11 protein-coding genes are annotated in these 22,383 nt (G+C 65.8%); 9 read left to right on the plus strand and 2 right to left on the minus strand.

Features of this window, described 5'->3' with window-relative positions:
• Positions 1–272: 272 nt before the first annotated feature.
• A complete protein-coding gene (locus tag D1610_RS04005) occupies positions 273–2,372 on the plus strand; it encodes a CehA/McbA family metallohydrolase domain-containing protein (protein WP_147414258.1) in 2,100 nt (699 codons plus the stop codon).
• A 107-nt stretch (positions 2,373–2,479) separates the two neighbouring features.
• Here D1610_RS04005 and D1610_RS04010 read toward each other — a convergent pair whose 3' ends face one another.
• Together D1610_RS04010 and D1610_RS04015 are read right to left on the minus strand one after the other, a co-directional pair.
• Positions 2,480–3,922: a sulfatase-like hydrolase/transferase gene (locus D1610_RS04010; protein WP_118862786.1), complete on the minus strand. Its 1,443-nt coding sequence runs from the start codon at positions 3,920–3,922 to the stop codon at positions 2,480–2,482.
• 41 nt (positions 3,923–3,963) lie between these two features.
• On the minus strand, positions 3,964–6,948 hold the full coding sequence (locus D1610_RS04015) for a TonB-dependent receptor (protein ID WP_245941969.1): 2,985 nt from the start codon (positions 6,946–6,948) through the stop codon (positions 3,964–3,966).
• 49 nt (positions 6,949–6,997) lie between these two features.
• On the opposite strand from D1610_RS04015, the gene D1610_RS04020 reads away from it, so the two are divergent.
• The 8 genes from D1610_RS04020 (at position 6,998) to D1610_RS04055 (ending at position 22,368) form a co-directional block, all read left to right on the plus strand.
• Positions 6,998–9,301 carry a TonB-dependent receptor gene (locus tag D1610_RS04020; RefSeq protein ID WP_118862788.1) on the plus strand — a complete coding sequence of 768 codons (2,304 nt, stop codon included), beginning with the start codon at positions 6,998–7,000 and terminating at the stop codon, positions 9,299–9,301.
• A gap of 4 nt (positions 9,302–9,305) precedes the next feature.
• Positions 9,306–10,610, plus strand: a complete 1,305-nt coding sequence (locus D1610_RS04025; protein WP_118862990.1) for a spinster family MFS transporter — start codon at positions 9,306–9,308, stop codon at positions 10,608–10,610.
• Positions 10,607–12,235: a carboxylesterase/lipase family protein gene (locus tag D1610_RS04030; RefSeq protein WP_118862789.1), complete on the plus strand. Its 1,629-nt coding sequence runs from the start codon at positions 10,607–10,609 to the stop codon at positions 12,233–12,235. Before D1610_RS04025 ends, D1610_RS04030 begins: the two co-directional genes overlap by 4 nt.
• The gene (locus D1610_RS04035) at positions 12,232–13,818 is read left to right on the plus strand and encodes an AMP-binding protein (RefSeq protein WP_118862790.1); all 1,587 of its coding nucleotides are present in this window, start codon (positions 12,232–12,234) and stop codon (positions 13,816–13,818) included. The genes D1610_RS04030 and D1610_RS04035 overlap by 4 nt, the downstream gene beginning before the upstream one ends.
• Before the next feature lie 64 nt (positions 13,819–13,882).
• Positions 13,883–14,569 carry a TetR/AcrR family transcriptional regulator gene (locus tag D1610_RS04040; RefSeq protein ID WP_425453197.1) on the plus strand — a complete coding sequence of 229 codons (687 nt, stop codon included), beginning with the start codon at positions 13,883–13,885 and terminating at the stop codon, positions 14,567–14,569.
• Between the two features lie 74 nt (positions 14,570–14,643).
• A complete protein-coding gene (locus tag D1610_RS04045; RefSeq protein WP_118862792.1) occupies positions 14,644–15,540 on the plus strand; it encodes an SDR family NAD(P)-dependent oxidoreductase in 897 nt (298 codons plus the stop codon).
• Positions 15,541–16,012: 472 nt separating this feature from the next.
• A complete protein-coding gene (locus D1610_RS04050) occupies positions 16,013–18,181 on the plus strand; it encodes a BamA/TamA family outer membrane protein (RefSeq protein ID WP_118862793.1) in 2,169 nt (722 codons plus the stop codon).
• A 74-nt stretch (positions 18,182–18,255) separates the two neighbouring features.
• Positions 18,256–22,368: a translocation/assembly module TamB domain-containing protein gene (locus D1610_RS04055; protein WP_245941970.1), complete on the plus strand. Its 4,113-nt coding sequence runs from the start codon at positions 18,256–18,258 to the stop codon at positions 22,366–22,368.
• Positions 22,369–22,383: the final 15 nt, after the last annotated feature.

A 22,383-nucleotide genomic window follows, 5' to 3' on the forward strand; every position in this document is an offset into this window, starting at 1 on the left:
GATCTGGCCGACGCGATCCCGATCAACCTCGCCGGAACGGACATTAGCGGGCAGGAGGGCCTACTCATTCGAATCGCGAGAGGATTTCGTTTGCGATGCGCACAATGACGACACCACCTGTTCGATCGGCGTTCGCTTTGATTTCCGACCGCGGCCTTGCCCGCACGCGTCGCCCCTGAAAGGGTCGCGCGCACAACATCAACGTACCGAAAGGGAGAGAAGTTTTGCGAGATTGCTTCAAGGGGGCGCTCTTCGGCCTCGCATGCGCGACCATGGCCATCGCCGTCTGCACGACGGAAGCGCATGCGCAACGTGCGGTCACGGCGCTCAAGTCTCCCGCGAAGTCGCTTGCCGGCGACGTGCGCGTCGATCGCGCGCACGACAGCGTCGCGATCAGCTGGCCGGCGGGCGAGGGCCAGCGCGGCCGCCTGGTGCTGTCGCTCGCCAAGGACCAGCCGCTGATCCGCGCGCTCGGCATCGGCGAGCGGACGATCCTCGCCGGGATCGATCCGGCCGCGGTGATCACCATCGGCACCCGCGACCTGCGCCAGGGCTGGACGGTGTTCTTCGACAATCCGCGCAACCGCCCGTTCGAGCATTTCCCGCTCGAGCTGAAGCGCGACGCGATCCGCGTCGAACAGGCCGGCGGCTACACCAAGGTCATCGTCGACGGCGCGACGGCGGGGCCGTTCAGCGGCGCCTATGAATTCACCATCTACCCCGGATCGCGCCTGATCCGATCGGCAATGGTGATGTCCACCGATCGCGACGCGACCGCCTACACCTTCGACACCGGATTGAGCGTCGCGGAAGCGGCCGATGCGCCATGGCGCGCCATCGCCTATACCGACCTTTCCGACGAGCTGGTGCGCGTCACCGGCGACGCTATCGATCAGCCTGCCGCTTCGCCCAGGGTGCGCGGCCGGATGGTCATCGCCGAAGGCGCGACCGGCGGCGCGCTGGTGATGCTGCCGCCGCCGCACCAATATTTCTACCCGGTCGATTATGCCAACAACGACAACAGCGTCTGGTACGGCCGGGATTATCGCGATCTGGAGGGGCGCGTCGGCTTCGGCGTCCGCCAGACATTGGAAGGCGACCGCCGCTACGTGCCCTGGGTCAACGCACCGCCGGGGACCGAGCAGGACATGGGCGTCTTCTACCTGCTCGACGGCGGCGATGCCGCCAGCGCGACTCAAGCGGCCTTCGCATACACACGGGGCGACCGCCTCAAGTCGCTGCCGGGCCACCGCACCTTCACCAGCCATTATCATGTCGAACATGCGGTCGATTTCCTGAACCAGCAGCGGTTCCAGCAATCCACCGGCGTTCCCGACGGGCTGGAGCGTCCCGAATTCATCGATCGCTTCAAGGCGATGAACGTCGAGATCGTCCATCTGGGCGAGCTGCATCTTGGCCAGAAGGAGCTCGACCGTGCGGGCGATCGCCTCACGCTCCTCAAGACCATCCATGAAGAGACCAAGCGGCTTTCGGACGACGAATTCCTGCTGCTGCCCGGCGAGGAGCCGAACGTGCATCTCGGCGGCCACTGGATGAGCTTTTTTCCCAAGCCGGTCTATTGGACGCTCGACCGCAAGGAAGGCCAGCCCTTCGTCGAGACCGATCCCGAGCTCGGCAAGGTCTATCATGTCGGATCGCCGGACGACGTCCTCAAGCTGATGGAAGCCGAGAAAGGCCTGATGTGGGCCGCCCATCCGCGCATCAAGGGTTCGACCGGTTTCCCCGACAAATATCGCGACCAGCCCTTCTTCAAGAGCGACCGCTATCTGGGCGGCGCATGGAAAGCGATGCCGGCCGATTATTCGCGCGACACGCTGGGCTGGCGCGTGATCGACCTGCTCGACGATATGAACAATTGGGCCGCGAACCCCGGCGAACGCAAGTTCACCCCGGGCGAAGTCGATGTGTTCCAGATCGACGACGACAGCGAACTCTACGCCCATATGAACATCAACTATCTGCGGCTCGACGCCGTGCCGAAATATGAGGATGGCTGGCAGCCGGTGCTCGACGCGCTGCGCGGCGGCGCCTTCTTCACCACCACGGGCGAAGTGCTGATCCCGAGCTTCACCATCAACGGCGCGGAGAGCGGCGAAACCGCCACGTCGGGCGGCAAGGCGACGGTGCAGGCCGCGATCGAATGGACCTTCCCCCTCGCCTTCGCCGAGATCGTCAGCGGCGACGGCACCAAGGTCTATCGCGACCGGATCGACCTGACCGACCGCGGCGTGTTCGGAACCGCCACGATCTCGAAGACGCTTGACCTTCGCGGACGCAAATGGGCGCGCCTGGAGGTGTGGGACGTCGCGGCGAACGGCGCGTTTACTCAGCCCGTCTTCTTCCGCCAATGAGTGCAGCTCTGCCTAGACCGGCGGCGCGACGGCTCAGTGGTGGCTGTTCGCGCCCGCGTCTGCGCGCATCGCATCTGGCGAGATCCGACAACCCGTGGCGACGTCTTTCAGTGCCCGACCGCCGGCCCCGGCGCAGGCAGCGACGCTACCCAGCTACGCAATTGGCTCCCCAGCCGGGCAGCCACGGCACGCTCCTTGGCGTACAGATCGTTCCGTTCCCCCGGGTCCGTTTCGAGATTGTAGAGTTCGGCGCCACTGCCGTCGCGGTTCGCCAGCAATTTCCAAGGTCCTGAACGGATCGAATAAAGTGGGCCGAACCGGGCTTCGCGGGCGGGGCGGGCGATGTGCGTGTAGAAATCGGGCCGATCGGCGATCGGCCGTCCCTGCCAAGCGCGCCCGATATCGATTCCGTCGCCCTCGGGCGGCGGCTGCGCGCCCGCGATGCGAGCGAGTGTGGGAAACAGGTCGACGGCTTGCGCCACGGTAGTCGTATCGCGGCTACCGGCCTTCACATGGCCGGGCCACCGCACGATCAGCGGTTGGCGGATGCCGCCCTCGTACAAACTCGCCTTGCGTCCGCGATAGGGCGCTGCGGAGCCGGGCGTGCCCTTGCCCACGGTGGGCCCATTGTCGGACGTGAAGACGATCAGCGTCTCATCGAGTTCACCGGCCTGTCGCATGCCGTTCACCAAACGGCCGATCTCCGCATCCATCGCGACAAGCACGGCGAGAAACCTGTCCTCCCGCTCGTTCCGGCCCTTGCCCTTCACCGCCGCCAGTTGCTGGGCGCTGGGCGCCCACGGCGTATGCACGTCGTCGAGCCACAGCTGCGCGAACCAGGGGCCGTCCTTGCTGCGACGGATGAAGTCGAGCGTCTTGTCGACGTAACGGGCGGTGACCGCAGCACGGGGCGCCCATTCGATCGGTCCCTTGCCAAGCGCCGCGCTCTGCTGCGCCAGATTGCCGCCAAGATCGCTCGGCAGCAGGCGCGGGCCCAGCCCCTCGAACTGGGTGTAGCTTTCGTCGATCCCATAGGCGGAAGGCAGCGGCGCATCGGCCACGTCGCGGCCGCCGCCCAAGTGCCATTTCCCGAAATGCCCCGTCGTATAGCCTTCCTTCTTGAGGGTGCGCGGAAGCACGGGAATGGCCGGATCCAGCCAGTCGGCCTGGCCGAAGCGCCGGTTGCGCTGTCGATCCGAAATATAGGTGACGAAGCGCTGCTCGGCCGGGAACTGCCCCGTCATGAAGCCTGCGCGTGAAGGCGAGCAGATCGGCGCCGCATCGTAGAAGCGCGTCATCACCATACCGTCGCGGGCGAGCGCATCGATGTTGGGCGTTCGCACCAGCCGGTTGCCGGTGAGCGACAGGTCGGCGTACCCCATGTCGTCCACGAGGATGAACAATATATTGGGCTGCTTCGCGGCCTGTCGCGCCGGTGCCGGACTGGTTTCCGCAACCGTTCCCGCGGAGCATGCGCCCACTGACGCAACGGCGATCGATGCGGCCATCAGTTGAGCAAATTTACGTCGAACGGCGCGCTTGAAGCCCATTCCGTCTCTCCTTGTCGCATCAATACGCACTGCGCGATCGTCTAGAATTTGACGCGTGCACCGATCGTGTAGACGGTCTCGTCCCCGAATAGCGCGAAGTTGATCCGTTCATTGCCGCGATAGATGGAGGTGCGATTGCGCAGGATGTTGGTGCCGCCGACGTCAAGGCGCAGCGCCTCGGTGACTTCGTAGGCGACGCTGAAATCGAGGCGGCCGGCGGGACGCGCATAGGACAGGAGCACCGGCAGATAGGCCTCGTCCTCCCGAGCCGGATCGAAGGGGCGCAACTGCACGCCGCCGGTGTTGTCGGCATCGATATAGCTGGATCGGTGGGTCCAGATCAGACGACCGCTCAATCCAAATTTGTCATAGAGCAGGCCGGTCGTGTAGTTATACTTGGACACGCCGACCAGCGGATTGCCCGCAAGCGGATCGTCGCCCTTGATCTTCGAATCCGCAAGCGTGAATGCACCTTGGACCCCGAAACCGGACAGCGCGCCGGGCAGAAAATCGAAGAAATATTGACCGCTGACCTCGATTCCCTTCAGGTCGACCGCGCCGACATTACGCGGGGTCGAGATGAGATAGTTGAGGCCGTCGATCTCCTCCTGGGTGTTCGACGTCACGACGCGGTCCTTGATCGAGCGATAATAGCCCGTCACCGAGATGTAGCCGCTGTCGAAATAATATTCGGCGGTCGCATCGAAGCTGTCGGATTTCTGCGGCCGCAGATTTGGATTGCCGCGCTGGCCGTTGTTCAGGAGGAAGACATTGCCCACCAGCGTCAGCGATTCGGTTGGGTTGAGTGAATCGAAGTCTGGCCGGCGGATCGAACGCGAATAGGTCAGACGCGTCTGGAAGCCTCCGGGAAATTTGAGGCGCGCCGTGGCGCTGGGGAGAACATCGGTGTCCGACGTTTCGGCAGTAACCGGGGTCAGGACGTCCTCATCCCGTTCGAAACCGGAGATGGTGCGCTCGGTCTTGACGATGCGGACGCCCACCACGCCGTCGAGCGTCAGGTCGCCGATCGGAACCTCATAAGCGCCTTCGACATAACCGGCATAGGTCGCCTCGTTGGCGTTGAACTCCTTGGTCGGATCATAGGCCGGCGCCTTGAGCGGCAGGCCGAACAGGGCGCGCAGTTCGTTGCGGCCGCGCTCCGAGCGTAGATATTCGGGATTGGGGCCGACAAAGGCCATGCCGTCGTTGATGCGCGGCGCGGTGCCGATGACGCCGATGAAGTCGGGCGATAACGGCAGGCTGGAGACGAGGCGCGCATTGGCTTCGGTCGGCGTGCCGATATTGCCGAAGCCGATCGAGCCGACCGTGTTGACCTGCTGCACGTTCTGGAACCTGGCGTCGCGATTGGCGTAGCGCACGCCCGCCTTCAGCGTGGACAGGAGGCCGTTCAGATCCTGCGCGAAATCGGCGCGCGCCTGGAAGAGTTCGCCATCGCCGCGTGAGAAATTCTGGTTGATCGAGTTGCGCAGCGACAGATTGCCGGAACTGAGCGGGATCGACGGGTCGATCGTCGTCCGCTGCCCATTGTCGACGTCGGATTCGACGAAGACGCTCGCGACGCGCTGTCCGACCTCGGCGTTGAAATTCTCGGTGACGGCGCGCGACGTCTGATAGGCGACGTCGAGCGTGGCGCTCGTGCCACCCTGGTCGAAATTGAGCCCTCCTGCGATCATCTTGTTCCGTTGCGTCACATCCCGGGAAGAGGAGTTCTGGTTGATGACGGCATTCTCGAAGCGAGCGCTTTCGAATTCGCAGACGCGCTGGACTTCGAACGGCTGGAGCTCGCGGGTGACATTTCCCTCTTCGTCGACACGGCTGATAATCTGCGGGTTCGTGCCGTTCGCGTTGACGCGCGCGTCGAAGCAATAGTCGCTCGCCGTCACCTCGGTCATGCGCGTGCCATTGGTGAATGGCTGGACGTTGAAACCGGCAAAGCCCGTGGTCGTGTTGAAATAGGTGTAAAGCCCGTCGGCATAGGCTTCGAGCGAGGGCGTGGCCTGCCATTGGAAGGCGGCGTTCACCTGATGCCGGGTGACACGGCCCACGTCGGGCATGTTCTGTACGACCTGCGGGATAAGGTAGCCGGGCGTGTTCAGCGGCCCGGAGTCGGAGTAGCGCCGCTCGGTCAGGTTGCTCTGGCTGCGGATCGTATCCGCCCGCGAATAGGTGGCGCTGATGAGCGCGCCGATCTCGCCGATCGGGGAGTCGGTCTTGCCCGCCGCCAGCAAGCCGAGCTGCGGATTGCCCGAATCCGCGGTAACCGCATAATTCTGCCGCGCAGTCAGCACCAGGGTCGGATCCCTGAAGTTGAACGGCCGGTTGAGCCGCAGGTCGATTGCCCCCGCAATACCGCCCTCGATCTGATCCGCCGTTTGTGACTTGTAGGCGTCGATGCGAGCCAAAGCCTCGGCGGGAACGTCCTGAAGGTCGAAACCGCGTCCGGTCGTGGTGATCACCTCACGGCCGTTGACCGTCGTGAGAATGTCGGTGAGGCCGCGAATGCGAACGCCCGACAATTCATTGTTGCGGTCATTCTGGACCTGGATGCCGGGAACACGCTGCAATGCGGCGGCAACGGTGGGATCGGGCAATTTGCCGATATCGTCGGCGACCACCGCGTCGACGACCTGCACGGCGTCGCGCTTCACCTCCGCAGCCCGTTCGAGCGATTGGCGGACGCCGATGACGACGATGTCTTGCCCGGGCTCGCCTTCGGAAGGCGGCGCCATCGCTTCCCCCGGGACTTCTTCCTGATTTGTCCCGGTATCGCGTCTTGGGCAAGTACCGGACCGGCAACCAGGATCGCGGTGGCCGACACGGCCGGCAGCAGGATTTTGCGCACCTTTCTCTCCCCTTGCGCGCTCTACAGCGCCATTGGGCTTCAAATGATCGGGCCAATGAGTGCACGTCAAGATAAATCTTATAAATAGGACGTTGTTTTGCGCCCTCGTTATTTCATTCACACACAAGAGAGTGAATATTGACATTCGCGATTTATGCCGCACAGTGTGACCGTCAGCTCGACGCACGATCGAAGCGACAAGGAGAGGTCAGATGAGGGCATGGCTTTTTGCTTCCACCTGCGCAGTCGCGCTTTTCATTGTCCCGACATCCGCGGAGGCCCAGGATTCCGGCTCCCGCGCCGAGAACGCAGCGCCGCAAGCCGATGGTGAGCGGGACATCATCGTCACGGCCACCCGGCGTGAGGAGCGCATCCAGGACGTCCCCATCAGCATCAGCGCGTTTCAGCAGGAAGAGCTGACCGAGAAGGGGATCGTCGGCTTCGAGGGCATCGCGCGCGAGACGCCCGGCGTCGTGCTCAACCGGCCGACGCAGAACTTCAACAATTTCACGTCGCGCGGCATCGCGACCAACGGCTACAACGCCAATCTGCAGAGCTCGGTCGCCGTCTACATCGATGAGCTTCCGGTCTCGACCATCGGCAACACCACGGTCGTCGATCCGAATCTGTTCGATGTCGAGCGCGTCGAGTTCCTGCGCGGCCCGCAAGGCACGCTGTTCGGCTCCGGCTCGCTTTCGGGCGCGATGCGCATCCTGACCAAAAGTCCGGACCTCAATGATTTCGATGTCTCGGCCCTGGTCGACCTCGGTCTCACCGGCTCGGACAGCTTGCGCCAGCGTTATAATCTGATGGTCAACGTCCCCGTCGTGACCGACAAGCTCGCGATCCGCGCGGTCGGCTTCTACCGGGACGAGGAAGGCTATCTCGATAACGTCGGGACGGGCGTCCACAACTCGAACACGCTGATTGATTGGGGCGGCCGCGCGATCATCTTGTGGCGCCCCACCGACCGGCTGTCGGTCCGCTTGCTCGGGTCCTACGAAGACAGCGACCCCAAGGATTCGTCGCTCACCAGCCCGTCGCTGGGTCGCGAGAAGCGTGTTTCGGACCAACCGGACCGCTTTACCGGTAAGCAGACCATCTTCAACGCTACGGTCGATTACGAGTTCGACTTCGCAAAGCTCACCAGCTCGTCCACCTATTCGGATTTCGACCAGCGCTTCTATGTCGATCTGGCCGGCACCTTTGCGCCCGGTTCGTTCCCCGGCGCGCCTATAGCGTTCGGGCTCGACGCAGACGCGTACGATAAGGTGTTCGTGCAGGAGACGCGTCTGTCCTCCACGTTGGACGGACCGTTCCAGTTCGTGGTTGGCGGCTTTTACCTCAACCGCCGGCGCGACGTCGATTATTTCTATCGCTCCAGCCCCGAATTCCTTGCGGAGCGCGGACTGACCGGGCTGCCCGATCAGTATTTCCAGAAGCAGTACACGCATCAGATCAGCGAGGAGCTCGCCGGTTTCGGGGAACTGACCTATCGCTTCTCGGAGAGGTTCTGGCTGACCGGTGGCATGCGCTATGGGCGCACCTCCGCGCAGGGCTTCACCGAGGCAGGCGGCTATCTCGCGACCGCTTTCGGCTTCAACTATTACGATTATGCGTTGCTGGGCCTTCCGGTGAACTTCGATACCTTCACCGCCTATGAGGCAGTCGAAGGGGTCAAGGCGACGGGATCGAAGCCGTCCTGGAAGGCGAGCGCCAGCTTCAAGCCGAACGAGACGATCACCACCTACGCCACCTTCGCGACCGGTTTCCGCGCCCCGATCGTCAACGCCTTCGCCGGTCGGCCGAGCCTCGTGGATGAGAACGACATCATCATCCCCTATGGCGCGGAGTCGGATGACCTCAAGAGCTACGAGGTCGGCGCGAAGGCGCGCTGGCTCGACGGGCGCGTGACGATGAACGCCGCGATCTACCTGATCGACTGGAGCAACATCCAGGCGCAGGCCAATCGAGTCTCGGATTCGGTGCAGTTCGCGACCAACATCGGCGCGGCGCGAAGCAAGGGCTTCGAAGTCGAGATGGGGCTGATCCCCGCGACCGACGTGTTCATCGGTTTGAACGCCGCCTACAACGATTCCAAGATCACGAAGCTGTCGGCCGAAGAGGCGGCGATCTCGGGCGCCGTGCTCGGCCACCGGCTGTCTGCGCCGCGGCTTCAGGGCGCGACCTATATGTCCTACGGCTTCGATCTCGGCGACCTCGCGCGGGGAACGCTGGCGGTCAACGCGCAATATGTCGGCTCGTACAACAGCTCGTTTCCCAACACGCCGGGCCGGCCTGGCGTGCGGCTGTCGACCTTCGGCGAAACCGACGAATATGTGAACTTGAACCTGAGCCTGGGCATCGAGCGCGGCGATCTGTCGGCGCAGCTTTATGTCGAGAATCTCTTCGACGATCACTCGGTGGTCTACATCCACCCCGAGGCGTTCCTGGTCAGCCGCTTCGGAACGCTTCGCCCGCGCACCGTGGGCGTCCGCCTCGGCTATGGGATCTGACGCCATGTCGGCGACGCCCGATGTTTCGATGCGCGTGACGACGCCAACCCGACGCTCCGGCTTCGTCCTGGCCGCGCTCACCTTCGTATATGTCCTCAATTTCCTTGATCGGCAGCTGATCGGCATCCTCGCCAAGCCGATCCAGGACTCGCTCGACATCACCGACGGCCAGCTGGGGCTTATCGGGGGTCTCTATTTCGCGATGTTCTACTGCTTCATCGCGATCCCGGTGGGGTGGCTGGCCGACCGTACCAGCCGCGTGGGCGTGCTCTCGCTCGCCTGCGCGATCTGGAGCGGTGCGACGGTCGCATGCGGCATGGCGGCGACCTATGGGCAGCTCGTGGTGGCCCGGATGACCGTGGGCTTCGGCGAAGCGGGCGGCGTGCCGCCATCCTATGCGATCATCACCGATACCTATCCGCCCGGCAAGCGCGCGGCGGCGTTGGGCATCTTCAACCTGGGCCCGGCGATCGGCGCTGCGATCGGCGTCGCATTCGGCGCCGCGGTCGCTGAACGGTTCGGCTGGCGCATGCCGTTCATCATCATCGGCGCGGTCGGCGTCGTCACCGCCGTGCTCGTCTGGCTCACGGTTCGCGAACCGGAGCGTGGCGGAACTGACATCGTGCGGGATGCCGGGGCGGCCGAGAAGGCGCGCTTCTGGCCGACGGTCGGCATGTTCCTGTCGCATCCGGTGCTGATGCTCGCGGCGCTGGGGAGCGCCGCGACCCAGTTCGTCACCTATGGCCTCGGCAATTTCGCCGTGCTGTTCCTGATGCGCGAAAAGGGTATGGAACTGGGCGACGTCGCGGTGTGGTACGCGCTCGTCCTGGCGCTCGGCATGGGTGGCGGCATGGTCGTTTCGGGGCGCGTGATCGACCGGATGACGCGCCGGTCGCGCGCCGGCTATGCGGTCGCGCCGGCGATGTCGCTCGCAATCGCCATGCCCTTCTACATTGGGTTCGTCTGGGCGCCGGGGTGGCCGCTCGCGCTCGCCCTGCTCGCGGTGGTGATGGTGTTCAACTATTTCTACCTGTCGGCGTCGGTGGCGCTGGTGCAGGAGGAAGTGAAGCCCAACCAGCGCGTGCTGTCGGGCGCATTGCTGCTGCTGGTGATGAACTTCATCGGGCTCGGTCTCGGCCCGACCTGGGTCGGCTTGGCGAGCGACTGGTTCATGGCGCAGGGCGACACGCAGAGCCTGCAATCCGCGCTGTACACGCTGGCGCCCTTCTACCTGGTCGCGATAGCGTTGTTTCTGCGGCTGGCGCGGCTGCTGCGCCGCGAGCAGGTGAGGGCGGAGGCCCGGGCATGAGGAGGCTCCTGTTCGCCGCACTGGTCGCGTGGATGCCGGCGGTACCCGCGCTGGCGCAGGCGCCGGTTGTCGCCGCGCCCGCCGGGTCGGTGGAGGGAGTCCGCCAGGGCGATGTCCGCGTGTTCAAGGGCATCCCTTACGCCCTGCCGCCTACAGGGGCGATGCGCTGGAAGCCGCCCGCGGACATGCCGGCATGGCAGGGGGTGCGCAAGGCGACCGCATTCGGCCCCGCCTGCGTCCAGCCTCGCGGGCGCAATGCGGGCATTTACACCAATCCGCCCGACAAGGTCAGCGAAGACTGTCTGACGCTCAATATCTGGGCGCCGAAGGAAGCCAAGAAGCTCCCGGTGTTCGTCTGGATCCACGGCGGGGCCTTGGCCGCGGGCTACAGCCATGAGGACATGTACGACGGCGCCCGGTTGACGGAGCGGGGCGGTGTGATCGTCGTCTCGATCAACTACCGGCTCGGCATCCTCGGCTATCTCGCCCATCCCGAGTTGAGCGCGGAGTCCGCCGAGGGTATTTCGGGGAATTACGGCCTGCTCGACCAGATCGCGGCGCTGCGCTGGATCGAGCGCAACATCGCGGCGTTCGGCGGCGACCCCGAAAACGTGACCGTCGCGGGCGAGTCCGCGGGCGCGCTGAGCGTCATGTATCTGATGGCCTCGCCCCGCGCGCGCGGGCTGTTCGACAAGGCGATCGCGCAGAGCGCCTATATGATCGCCACGCCCGAGCTGAAACAGGGCCGGCACGGTCTTCCCTCGGCCGAAGCGGCGGGAATGCAGATGATGGGCGCGCTTGGCGCTGCGAACATCGCCAGGCTGCGTGCAATGGATGCCGAGACGCTCACCGAGAATGCCGCAGCAAAGGGCTATGGTCCCTGGGGCACGATCGACGGGAAGGTGCTGCCGCACCAGCTGGTCGAGACCTGGGACCGCGGCGAGCAGGCGCCGGTGCCGGTGCTCGCCGGGTTCAATTCGGGCGAAATCCGCTCCCTCCGCGTCCTGCTGCCCCCAGCGCCGGCGAGCGCCGCCGCCTATGAGGAGGCGATCCGCGTGCGCTACGGCGATCTCGCGGAGCATTTCCTGCGGCTGTACCCGTCGAGCGATGTCGCGGAATCGATGCTCGCGGCCACCCGTGACGCGCTCTATGGCTGGACTTCCGCCCGGCTTGCGATCGGCCAGACCGCAATCGGGCAGCCCGGCTATCTCTATCTCTTCGATCACGGCTATCCCGCCGCAGACGATAACGGGCTGCACGCCTTTCACGCCGCAGAGATCCCTTATGTTTTTGGAACCGCGGGAAAGACGCCGGCCTATTGGCCGAAGATCCCCGACGGGGTCGTCGATCGTCGCCTGTCCGAGGCGATGATCGACTACTGGACCGCCTTTGCCCGTACCGGTGCGCCGGCGGCGACCGGACGGCCGGAATGGAAGCCCTATGGCGAGGCGGCGAACTACATGGGCTTTGCGGGGAAACCCAAGCCAGGCACGCGGCTGATGCCCGGCATGTTCGCGCTGCACGAAGCGGCGGTCTGCCGTCGCCGCGCCACGGGCGACCAGCCTTGGAACTGGAACACCGGCGTCGCGTCGCCGGTCTTGCGCCAGGCGACGGGCTGCCGATGATCGACGGAAGCATGCAGGATTATCCGCTGACGCTGGACAAGTTCCTGCACCACGCCGCCAAATGGCATCCGCAAGCGGAAGTCGTGACCGCCCGCGACGGCGGCGCGATCGACCGGATCGGCTATGCCGATCTCAAGCTTCGCGCGCTCGCCGTGTCGGCGCTGCTGGCGGGATTCGGCGTGCGCCAGGGCGACCGTGTCGCCACGCTCGCGTGGAACAGCCAGGCGCATGTCGAGGCTTGGTACGCGATCATGGGGATGGGCTCGGTTTGTCACACGCTGAACCCGCGGCTGACGGCTGCGCAGATCGCCGCGATGGTGGTGCAATCCGAGGCGCGGCTGCTCGTCGCGAGCGCCGACCTGCTGCCGCTTGCGTGCGACGTCGCCGCGCGCGCAATGGGTATCGAGCGTATCCTGGTGATCGACGGACTGGCCGATCCTTCCTTCGTGTCGGACCGGTGCAAGGTGACCGCACTCGAACCTCTGATCGCGAGCGCTTCCGGCGGGGTCACCTGGGGCGGCTTTGAGGAGACTGCGCCGTGTGGGCTCTGCTTCACATCGGGCACGACCGGCGCCCCCAAGGGCGTGACCTATACCCACCGTTCGAGCTTTCTCCACACGCTGCGCTGCTTGCAGGCCGATGTGATGGCGATCCGCGCGACCGACAGCGTGCTGGTCGTTGTGCCGATGTTTCACGCCAATGCCTGGGGGCTGCCGTTCGCGCTGCCCGCCGCGGGCGGCAGGCTGGTACTTCCCGGTCGCCATGCCGACGGGGCGAGTCTTGCCCGCCTGATCGCCGCGGCGGACGTGACCATAGGCGTCGCGGTGCCGACCGTCTGGCTGGGACTGGTCGAGCATCTCGAGACGACCGGCGCGGCACTGCCCAGCCTCGAACGAATCATCGTCGGCGGATCGCCGCTCGCCCCCGCGCTGATGGAGCGGATCGAGAAGCGCCTCGGCGTCACCGTCCAGACGAGCTGGGGCATGACCGAGCTGTCGCCATCGGGCACGGTTGCGCTACCCTATGACCCGGCGCGCTCCGCCGCGGTCTCGGGCCGGCCGGCGATCGGCGTGGATCTGTCGATCACCGACGCCGACGGTAATCCGTTGCCCGAACAGCGCGAAGCCGAAGGGCATCTGCGCGTGCGCGGTGCCGCGGTGATCGAGCGCTATTTCGGGCAAACGGAGCCGGCGGTCGATGCTGAAGGCTGGTTCTCGACCGGCGATCTCGCGCGGATCGACAGCGACGGGAACCTGGTCATCACCGGACGGGCCAAGGACCTTATCAAGTCTGGCGGCGAGTGGATCAATCCAGCGGAGATAGAGGCGGTGGTGGGCGCGCTGCCCCAGGTGTCGCTCGCCGCGGTGATCGGACGCGCCGATCCCAAATGGGGCGAGCGGCCCGTCCTGCTTGTCGAGATGCGCGACGAAGCGATCAGCGACGAAGCGCTGCTGGAGCCGCTGCGCGGGCGGGTGGCGCCGTGGTGGATTCCAGATGCGGTGGTACGGCTCGAGACCATGCCGCTCGCGCCTACGGGGAAGATCGACAAGATTCGCTTGCGGGCACAATATGGAAGCGCTTGAGACGCGGAGTGACCGGGCCGACTTTTGTCCGGCGGTATCCACCCAGCAGGGGAATGACAGCCTAGTGCCGGAGAAAGCGAGATCGCAGCGACGCACCACCAAGGCCGAGCAGCGCGCCGACACGATGGAGCAGATCCTCGACGTGGCGGAGTATCTCTTCTCGAAGCACGGGCTTCACGGTGTGACGCTCAAGGACGTCGCCAAGCGCGTCGGGGTGCATCACACGCTGCTCAACTATTATTTCGACGACAAGAAGAAGCTGTTCGATACCGTGTTCGCTCGCCGCGCAGTGGTGACCAGCGAGCGCCGGCTTCGCGCGCTCGACGAGTATGACGCGGCGACCGGCGGAAAGCCTACGCTGGAGGGCGCGCTCCATGCGTTCCTGGACACTGACCTCGACCTGTACATTGAAGGAGGCGAGGGCTGGAAGAATTATGGCGCGCTCGGCGCGCTTGTCTCGAACACGCCCGAATGGGGGGCGGAACTGATGGACACGCATTTCGATCCCGTCGTCCTGCGGCTGATCGAACTGCTCAAAAAGGCGCTGCCCGACTGTTCCGAGGAGAACATCTTCTGGGGCTATCACTTCGTCACGGGCGCGCTGATGGTCACGCTTGCGCGCACTGGCCGCATCGACAAGCTGTCGAGCGGCGTTTGCAGATCGGACGATTTCGCCGCGGTCAAGGCGCGTATGGCCTCGTTCATGGCGGCCGGCTTCCGCCAGATCTGTGGCAATGAACGGCAAGACTAGCGGTACTGCGGGTCGGCCTTCATCCGTGCTTATCATTCACTCATGACATAGTTATCAAAGTTCAGGAGGATCAGATGCCGTCGCTTGAAGGACGCGTTGCAATCGTCACGGGCGCCGGTGGCGGGCTGGGCCGTGCACATGCGCTATACTTGGCCGATAAGGGCGTCCGAGTGGTCGTGAACGATCTAGCCGCGGAAGCAGCGAAACGCGTGGCTGCCGAGATTGTGGAACGTGGCGGCGAGGCGCTCGCGCTCATCGGCTCGGTAACCGACGAACAGGCCATCGGGGCGGTTGTGGCGGCGGCGATGGATGCCTGGGGACGTATCGATATCCTCGTCAACAATGCTGGTATCCTGCGCGACAAGAGCTTCGCGAAAATGAGTCTCGACGATTTCCGACTGGTCGTCGATGTCCATCTGATGGGCGCCGCGATTTGCAGTAAAGCGGTGTGGGAAATCATGCGCGTCCAGCGCCACGGCCGTATCGTGATGACCACGTCGTCTTCCGGCCTTTACGGCAATTTCGGCCAGGCAAATTATGGCGCGGCGAAGATGGCGCTGGTGGGCCTGATGCAAACGTTGGCGATCGAAGGCGAGAGATACGGCATCCGCGTCAACTGCCTTGCGCCCACCGCTGCGACGCAGATGACCGAGGGCGTGCTCTCACAGGCCAGCCTCGCCGCGCTCGACCCAGCACATGTCAGTCCCGGGCTGCTCGCTCTGGTGAGCGACAACGCCCCGACGCGGACGATCTTGTGCGCCGGCGCCGGGCATTTTGCGACAGCCAACGTCACACTGACCGATGGCCTCCATATCGGCCAGGTCGAGGCGGCGGGCGAGGAATTGATTGCGCGTTGGAGCGACGCGACCGATCGAACAGGTGAAATCGTGCCGGCTTACGGCTTCACCCAGGCGGAACGTGAACTCGCCGGCGCCGGCTTGGCCATGCCCGTTATCGCCTCGGCGGGATGACGGGCGCCGTGCGCTCGAGTTCATCCCGGGCGGAGTGATGGAACGGCGTACATCGGCGCGTCCCATCGAGGTGCATGGCCGTACGCGACCAAGGTTCAGGACATGGTTGATCCGAATGTCGCTCAGCTTCCACAATAGTTGGCTCCGGGAGCCGCGATCCATCGTACACGCGCATGTTTTGGCGCACATCCAACGCTGATCGAGAGGATTATCGCCGGCTTGGAGCCAACCAGCCGATCATCTGTTTATGGCAAATGGACGCGATGAACCCTGATGTCGTCTGGACTTGGTCATCGTGTGGGCGCCAACCTGGAGCCGGGTGGCGATCCTCGGGGCCGGCCCGGCCGAAATCCTTGGTCCCGGCAAGCGCTTGGCAACCTCGCTCCTCCAAAGCATCCAGTTGCCAACCGGACAGGATCGACCTAGGCGCGCCTGTAGATGTAGTTGAACTTATTGACAGTTCTCAGGTGCAATGAAATTTCCGCTGCTCCTCGTCACGGTCTGCCTGCCGCAGCTTGTGCTCGCGGCCACGCCGCAACGTGGGCCGGACCCGGTCGAGCAAGCGCGCGAATCTGCACCCCAAACGCCGCCTGAAACCAATCAGATCATTTCGGACTCGCAATTCGAGGAAGCGCTGCCGCCGATCGACGCCGAGCTGTCTCAGCCGCTCGACCCTATCGACGATATCGATGCGCTTCCGCCCGAACAGCAAGCCGAAGCGCCAGTCCAAACGCCGCCGGCCCTTGTGACTACCGCTCCTGATCCGGCGCTGACCCAACCGTTGCCGCCGCTTGCGACTTTCGATGTCGAGCCGCCGCAGGCCATTGCGGAGGAAAAGGCGACGCCAGCGCCCGCGGTCCGCTACACGTTGGCGGTCGAGGGCATGGACGCGGTCGGGCTGGAGGACCGGTTCCGCGCGCTCTCCGCGCTCGAGGATGGCGATGGCGAGGGCGCCAACGGAGCGGTGATCGCCGCGCGAGCGCGCGAGGACGAGGCTCTGGCGCTGCGCATTCTCAGGTCTGAAGGCTATTATGACGCGGTCGTGACCTCGCTGGTCGAACCGGTGCAGGGTCAGCCCGGCCGCGCCACAGCGACGATCAGCGCTTCACCCGGACAACGTTATGCGCTGGGCAGTATCGCTATCGAGGGACCGGATACGGTACCGCCTGGGATGCCGCGCGAGATATTGGCGTTGAAGACCGGCGATCCGATCGTTGCGGCGGCGATCGAGGGGGCGGAGGCGGGGATCAGCCTGCAGCTGCCGCAGCGAGGCTACCCGTTCGTCGAGGTCGGCGCGCGCGATATCGTGCTCGACGATGCCGATCATACCGGCGATTACACGCTGCCGGTCGATCCGGGTCCTCGGTCGTCCTTCGGCGGCTATTCCACGACCGGAACGCTGGCGTTTGACGCCGAGCATGTCGGCATGCTGTCGCGCTTCGAGCGCGGCGAACTGTACGACAACCGCAAGGTCGATGATCTGCGCGAAGCGATGGTCGCGACCGGGCTGTTCGATTCAGTCGCAATCGAGCCGCAGCGGACCGGCGAGATCGCCCCCGACGGTACCGAATATGTCAACCTGCTGGTGACCCAGAATGCCGGGCCGGCGCGGCGGCTGGCGGCGACCGCTGGCTATTCGACCGGCCAGGGCTTCCGCATCGACGGCAGCTGGACGCACAAGAACCTGTTCCCGCCCGAGGGCGCGCTGATCGTCACCGGCGTCGCGGGTACGCAAGAGCAGGGGCTGACCGGCACCTTCCGCCGATCCAACGCCGGGCGGCGCGACCGGACGGTGCTGCTGTCGCTTGCCGCCAACCGACAAGATTACGATGCGTATGAGGCTCTAACGGCCGGGATTAACGGTCGTATCAGCCTCGATTCGACGCCGATCTGGCAGAAGCGCTGGACCTGGGCATACGGCTTCGAGGCGCTGGCAACGCGCGAAACGACCGATTACGATCCGGCGCTGGGCGAACGAGCGCGGCAGAATTTCTTCATCGCCGGGGTGAATGGCCAGCTGGGCTTCGACAGCAGCGACAGCCTGCTCGATCCAACCGAGGGATTCCGCGCGCTGGCGCGATTGAGCCCCGAGATTTCCCAGAGCGAGGGTGCGAACAACCAATATGCCCGCGGGCTGATCGAGGGCAGCGCCTATCATCCGGTCGGTGACAGCCTGGTGATCGCCGGGCGGCTCCGCTTCGGCAGCATCATCGGCGCACCGCGGGACTCGATCGCACCGTCGCGGCGGCTGTATGCGGGCGGCGGGGGATCGGTGCGCGGCTTCGGCTATCAGCAATTGGGTCCGCGCGTAATCGAGCCGAATCCCGACTTCGACCCGACCGATCCCGAGGAGGAGGATCCCGCGACCATTACCCGCCCGATCGGCGGGCGCAGCCTGTTCGAAGGCGCGATCGAGGCGCGCTATCGCTTCGGCAATTTCGGCATCGTGCCGTTCGTCGATGTCGGCCAAGCGTATGAATCGAGCACGCCCAGCTTCAGCGATCTGCGCTTTGGCGCGGGCATCGGCGGGCGATACTACACCAATTTCGGCCCGCTGCGCTTCGACGTCGCCACGCCGATCGGCCGACGCGAGGGGGAATCGCTGATCGCGGTCTATATCTCCATCGGGCAGGCCTTCTGATGGACGAGGGGGAGCCCCCGGCCATTCGCGACAAGCCCCCCCCGGGCTGGCGGATCGCGAAATGGGCGGGCATCGTGGTCGTATCGCTGGTACTGCTCGCGGTGCTGGCGGTGTTCGCGCTCAACACTGCGCCGGGCCGCCGGTTCCTGGTCAGCCACCTCGACGGATACGAGCTGGCGTCGGGGTTGAAGATCAACCTCGGACAACTCGATGGATCACTTTACGGCAAGCTGACCATTTACGAGCTCAGGCTGAGCGATCCGAAGGGCGTGTTCGCCTACTCGCCGCGGATCGACCTCGATTGGCGTCCCTTCGCCTTCATCAGCAACCATGTCGATGTACGTTCGGCGACGACGCCGCTGTTCACGCTCGGCCGGCTTCCAGAATTGAAGGAGACGCCGAGCGATCCCACCGCGCCGCTGCTGCCCGATCTGGACATCGATATCGGCCGGCTGAAGGTCGACCGGCTGGTGCTGGGCGCGCCGGTAACGGGCAAGCGGCGGGTGATGACGATCGACGGCAAGGCGGCGATCGCCGACGGCCGCGCGCAAGTGACGGCCAACGCCGCCGCGATAGGCACGGGCGACCGGCTGGCGCTGGTGCTCGACGCGGTGCCCGAGGATAATAGGCTGGTGATCGACGCGCGGCTGGCGGCGCCGACCGGCGGCATCGTGGCGGGCATGGCCGGGCTGACCCAACCGCTCGAGGCGACGATCGGCGGCAAGGGCAGCTGGGCGAACTGGCAGGGCAAGCTCGATGCCCGGCTGGGCGGCCAACCGCTCGCCGGGCTGGACTTGACGGCGCGGAACGGCACCTTCGACGTGCGGGGGCTGTTGCGGCCCGGCCTGATCATGCAAGGGCCGGTCGAGCGACTGACCGCGCCCGAGCTGTTTCTGAACCTTACGGCGACGTTGGCCGAGCGCCGCGCCGACACTCGGCTCTCGCTGCGCTCCCAGGCGCTGGCGGTGACCGCCGACGGGCTGATCGATCTGGCCGAGAGCCGGTTCGGGAACATGCGGGTCGAGGCGCGGCTGCTGACGCCGGGCGCGATCGCCGAGAACCTCAACCGCCGCGACGTGCGCGCTTCCTTGCTGATCGACGGCGCGTTCGCGACGCCGGTGGTGGACTACAAGGTGCGCGCCGCGGCGATCGGCTTCGGCGAAACTGTGGTGCAGGGCCTCTACGCAGAAGGCCGCGGCAGGGTGGATGCGGACCGCATCCTCGTTCCCGTCTCCGCCCGGATCGCCCGCGTTACCGGGCTCAACGCCGCCGCCGGAGGATTGCTGACCAACGTTGCGATCGACGGCGACTTCGCCATGCAGGGCGACACCATCCTGTCGGACAATCTGCGCGTTCGTTCGCCACAGATCGATGCGACGGCGATCGTCGTCGCCGACCTGTCGACCGGCATCTATCGCGGCGCGCTGAAGGGCAGGGTCAACGATTACCGGATCGAGGGCGTCGGCATCATCAACCTGACGACCGACATCGACCTTGTCACCGCGCCATCGGGCGGGTTCGGACTGCAGGGACGCTTCGGCGTGACCACCGTACGCATCGACAATGAGAGCGCGGCCGAATTCCTGGGCGGGCGCACGGTGATCGCGGGCAATATCCGCTACGATCCGGAAGGTCTCGCGGTGATCGAGAATCTGCGCGTCAACGCGCCGCGATTCCGGCTGAGCGGCGGACGCGGATCGTACCGGCCGGACGGCCGCATCGCCTTCACCGCGCGGGGCGGCTCCGATCAATACGGGCCGCTGGCGGTGGACATATCCGGCACGGTCGAGCGGCCGCTGGTTCGACTGCGTGCGTCGCGGCCCAATGTCGGCGTGCAGCTGAACGATGTGGAGGCGGTCATCCGCGGCACCGCGGCGGGCTATGCCGTCACCGCGACCGGTGGATCGCCTTACGGGCCGTTCAACGCGGACGTGCTGGTGCGCACCGGGCGTGGCCCGCTGACCATCGACATAAACCGCGCACGCTTTGCCGGAGTGGATTTCGCGGGGACCGTACGCCAGGCGGCGGCGGGGCCGTTCACCGGACGGCTGACCGCCAATGGATCGGGCATCAACGGGGTGGTGACGCTGGCCGCGGTCGGGCAGTATCAGCGCGCGGTGATCTCCGCCCGCGCCAACGGCGCGCGCATTCCTGGGCAGGCGGGACTGGTGATCGACCGCGCGATCATCGAGGCGACCGCGACGCTCTACGACACGCCCGAGGTGATCGCCGACATCCAGCTGGCGGGCGTCCGCCAGGGCGAGCTGCTGATCCAGACCGCGCGCGCCAAGGTCAATTATCGCGGCGGGCGCGGCACCGCGCAGCTGGTCGCGAGCGGGCGCTCGGGCGCCGCGTTCCGCATCGCCGCCAACGCGCAGCTTTCGCCTGGCCTGTACCGCGTCGCGGCGCAGGGGCAGGTCGGCACCGTGCCGTTCCGTCTCGCGCAGCCCGCCGTCATCCGCGCCGAGGGGGCGAACTACCGGCTGCTGCCCGTCACCATCGTCGCGCCGCAGGGCCAGGTGCGAGTCGCCGGGCGATATGGGGCCGGGCTGGAGGCGCAGGCGCGCTTCCGGAACTTCGATCTCGCCGCACTTAATGCCTTCGCGGCGGGCGCGGGCATCGGCGGGCGCGCGACCGGAGCGCTCGATTTCGCCCAGGCGTCCGGCGTCGCCTTCCCGCGTGCCGATCTGCGGCTGTCGATCGACAATTTCACCCGCTCCGGCGCGGCGATCGTCTCGACGCCGGTCGATATTACCGCGCAAGGCTCGCTCCGCCCCGAAGGCGGCACCTTGGCGGCGCTCATCAAACGCGGCGGCGCGACGATCGGCCGCGCGCGGATTCGGCTGCAGCCGGCTGGCGGCGGCGCGTGGACCACCCAGCTCGCCAATGGTGGCCTGTCCGGCGGCATCCGCTACAACGGCCCGGCCGACGTGCTGTGGAGCCTCGCCGCGATCCCCGATCAGCAGCTGTCCGGCCCCATCGGCATCGCCGCCGATGTGTCCGGCACGGTCGGCCAGCCGCGCGCGACGGGCGTGATCCGCGCCAACGCGCTGACCTACGACAACGAGACATACGGCACGCGGATCAGCCAGATCCGGCTGAGCGGGCGCTTCACCAACGACCGGCTGGAGATCAGCGAGTTTACCGGGCGCGCCGGCGACGGCACCGTCAGCGCGCGCGGCAACGTCGGCTTCGCGGCCAATTCGGGCTTTCCCATCGACGTTCGCGCGACGCTGAACAACGCCCAGCTGGCGGAGAGCGACGCCGTTTCCGCACGCGTTTCCGGCGACATAGCGATCACCAACAATGCGGAAGGAGCGTATGTCCGCGGCACGCTGCGCCTGCCCGAGGTGCGCTACGAGATCATCCGCCAGGGCGCCGCCGAGATCGCCGAGCTGGAGGGCGTCCGTCGTAAGGGCACGACGCGCGCGCAGGCTGCACAGCAGGCGGCGGCGGCCGGCCCGCCGGGGCTGTTCAACCTCGATCTGCGCATCATCGCCGAGGAGCGTCTGTACGTTTCGGGCATGGGCCTGGAGAGCGAATGGGGCGCGGACCTGCGCGTCGGCGGCACCTCCGCGGCGCCGGTCGTCACCGGAACGGTCGATCTGGTGCGCGGCACCTACAGCTTCGCCGGACGTCGCTTCGACCTCGACGATTCGAGCGTGGTGCGCTTCGAGGGCGGGCAGGTGAGCAACCCGTCGCTGCAGATCGCCGCGACGTCGGATATCCAGGGAACGGACGTGACCATCAACATCACGGGTCGTGCGCAAAATCCCCAGATCGCGTTCAGCAGCTCGCCCGGCCTGCCGCAGGACGAGCTGCTCAGCCGCATCCTGTTCGGCAATTCGGTGACCGAGCTCTCGGCCACCCAGGCGATCCAGCTGGCGGCGGCGCTCAACAGCCTGCGCGGCTCGGGCGGCGGGCTCAACCCGCTGGGCAAGCTGCGCGGCGCAGCGGGCATCGACCGGCTGCGCATCCTGGGCGCGGACGAGACCACCGGCCGCGGCACGGCGGTCGCCGCCGGGCAATATATCTCCAACGACATCTATGTGGAGATCATCACCGACGCCAAGGGCTTCACCGCGACCCAGCTGGAGATCGCGCTGAGCGAAGCGCTTTCGATCCTCAGCCGGACCGGCGGATCGAACGGGACCGCGGTCAACCTGCGATATTCCAAGGACTATTGAACCCCCTCCAACGGC

The organism is Sphingomonas gilva (genome assembly GCF_003515075.1).
GTDB classification, from domain to species: Bacteria; Pseudomonadota; Alphaproteobacteria; order Sphingomonadales; family Sphingomonadaceae; genus Sphingomonas; species Sphingomonas gilva.

What these genes read in the sequence shown, in the direction of transcription:
- D1610_RS04005 (WP_147414258.1), top strand. Translation starts at nt 273, where the DNA reads ATGGCCATCGCCGTCTGCACGACGGAAGCGCATGCGCAACGTGCGGTC.
- D1610_RS04010 (WP_118862786.1), bottom strand. Translation starts at nt 3,922, where the DNA reads ATGGGCTTCAAGCGCGCCGTTCGACGTAAATTTGCTCAACTGATGGCC.
- D1610_RS04020 (WP_118862788.1), top strand. Translation starts at nt 6,998, where the DNA reads ATGAGGGCATGGCTTTTTGCTTCCACCTGCGCAGTCGCGCTTTTCATT.
- D1610_RS04025 (WP_118862990.1), top strand. Translation starts at nt 9,306, where the DNA reads ATGTCGGCGACGCCCGATGTTTCGATGCGCGTGACGACGCCAACCCGA.
- D1610_RS04030 (WP_118862789.1), top strand. Translation starts at nt 10,607, where the DNA reads ATGAGGAGGCTCCTGTTCGCCGCACTGGTCGCGTGGATGCCGGCGGTA.
- D1610_RS04035 (WP_118862790.1), top strand. Translation starts at nt 12,232, where the DNA reads ATGATCGACGGAAGCATGCAGGATTATCCGCTGACGCTGGACAAGTTC.
- D1610_RS04045 (WP_118862792.1), top strand. Translation starts at nt 14,644, where the DNA reads ATGCCGTCGCTTGAAGGACGCGTTGCAATCGTCACGGGCGCCGGTGGC.
- D1610_RS04050 (WP_118862793.1), top strand. Translation starts at nt 16,013, where the DNA reads ATGAAATTTCCGCTGCTCCTCGTCACGGTCTGCCTGCCGCAGCTTGTG.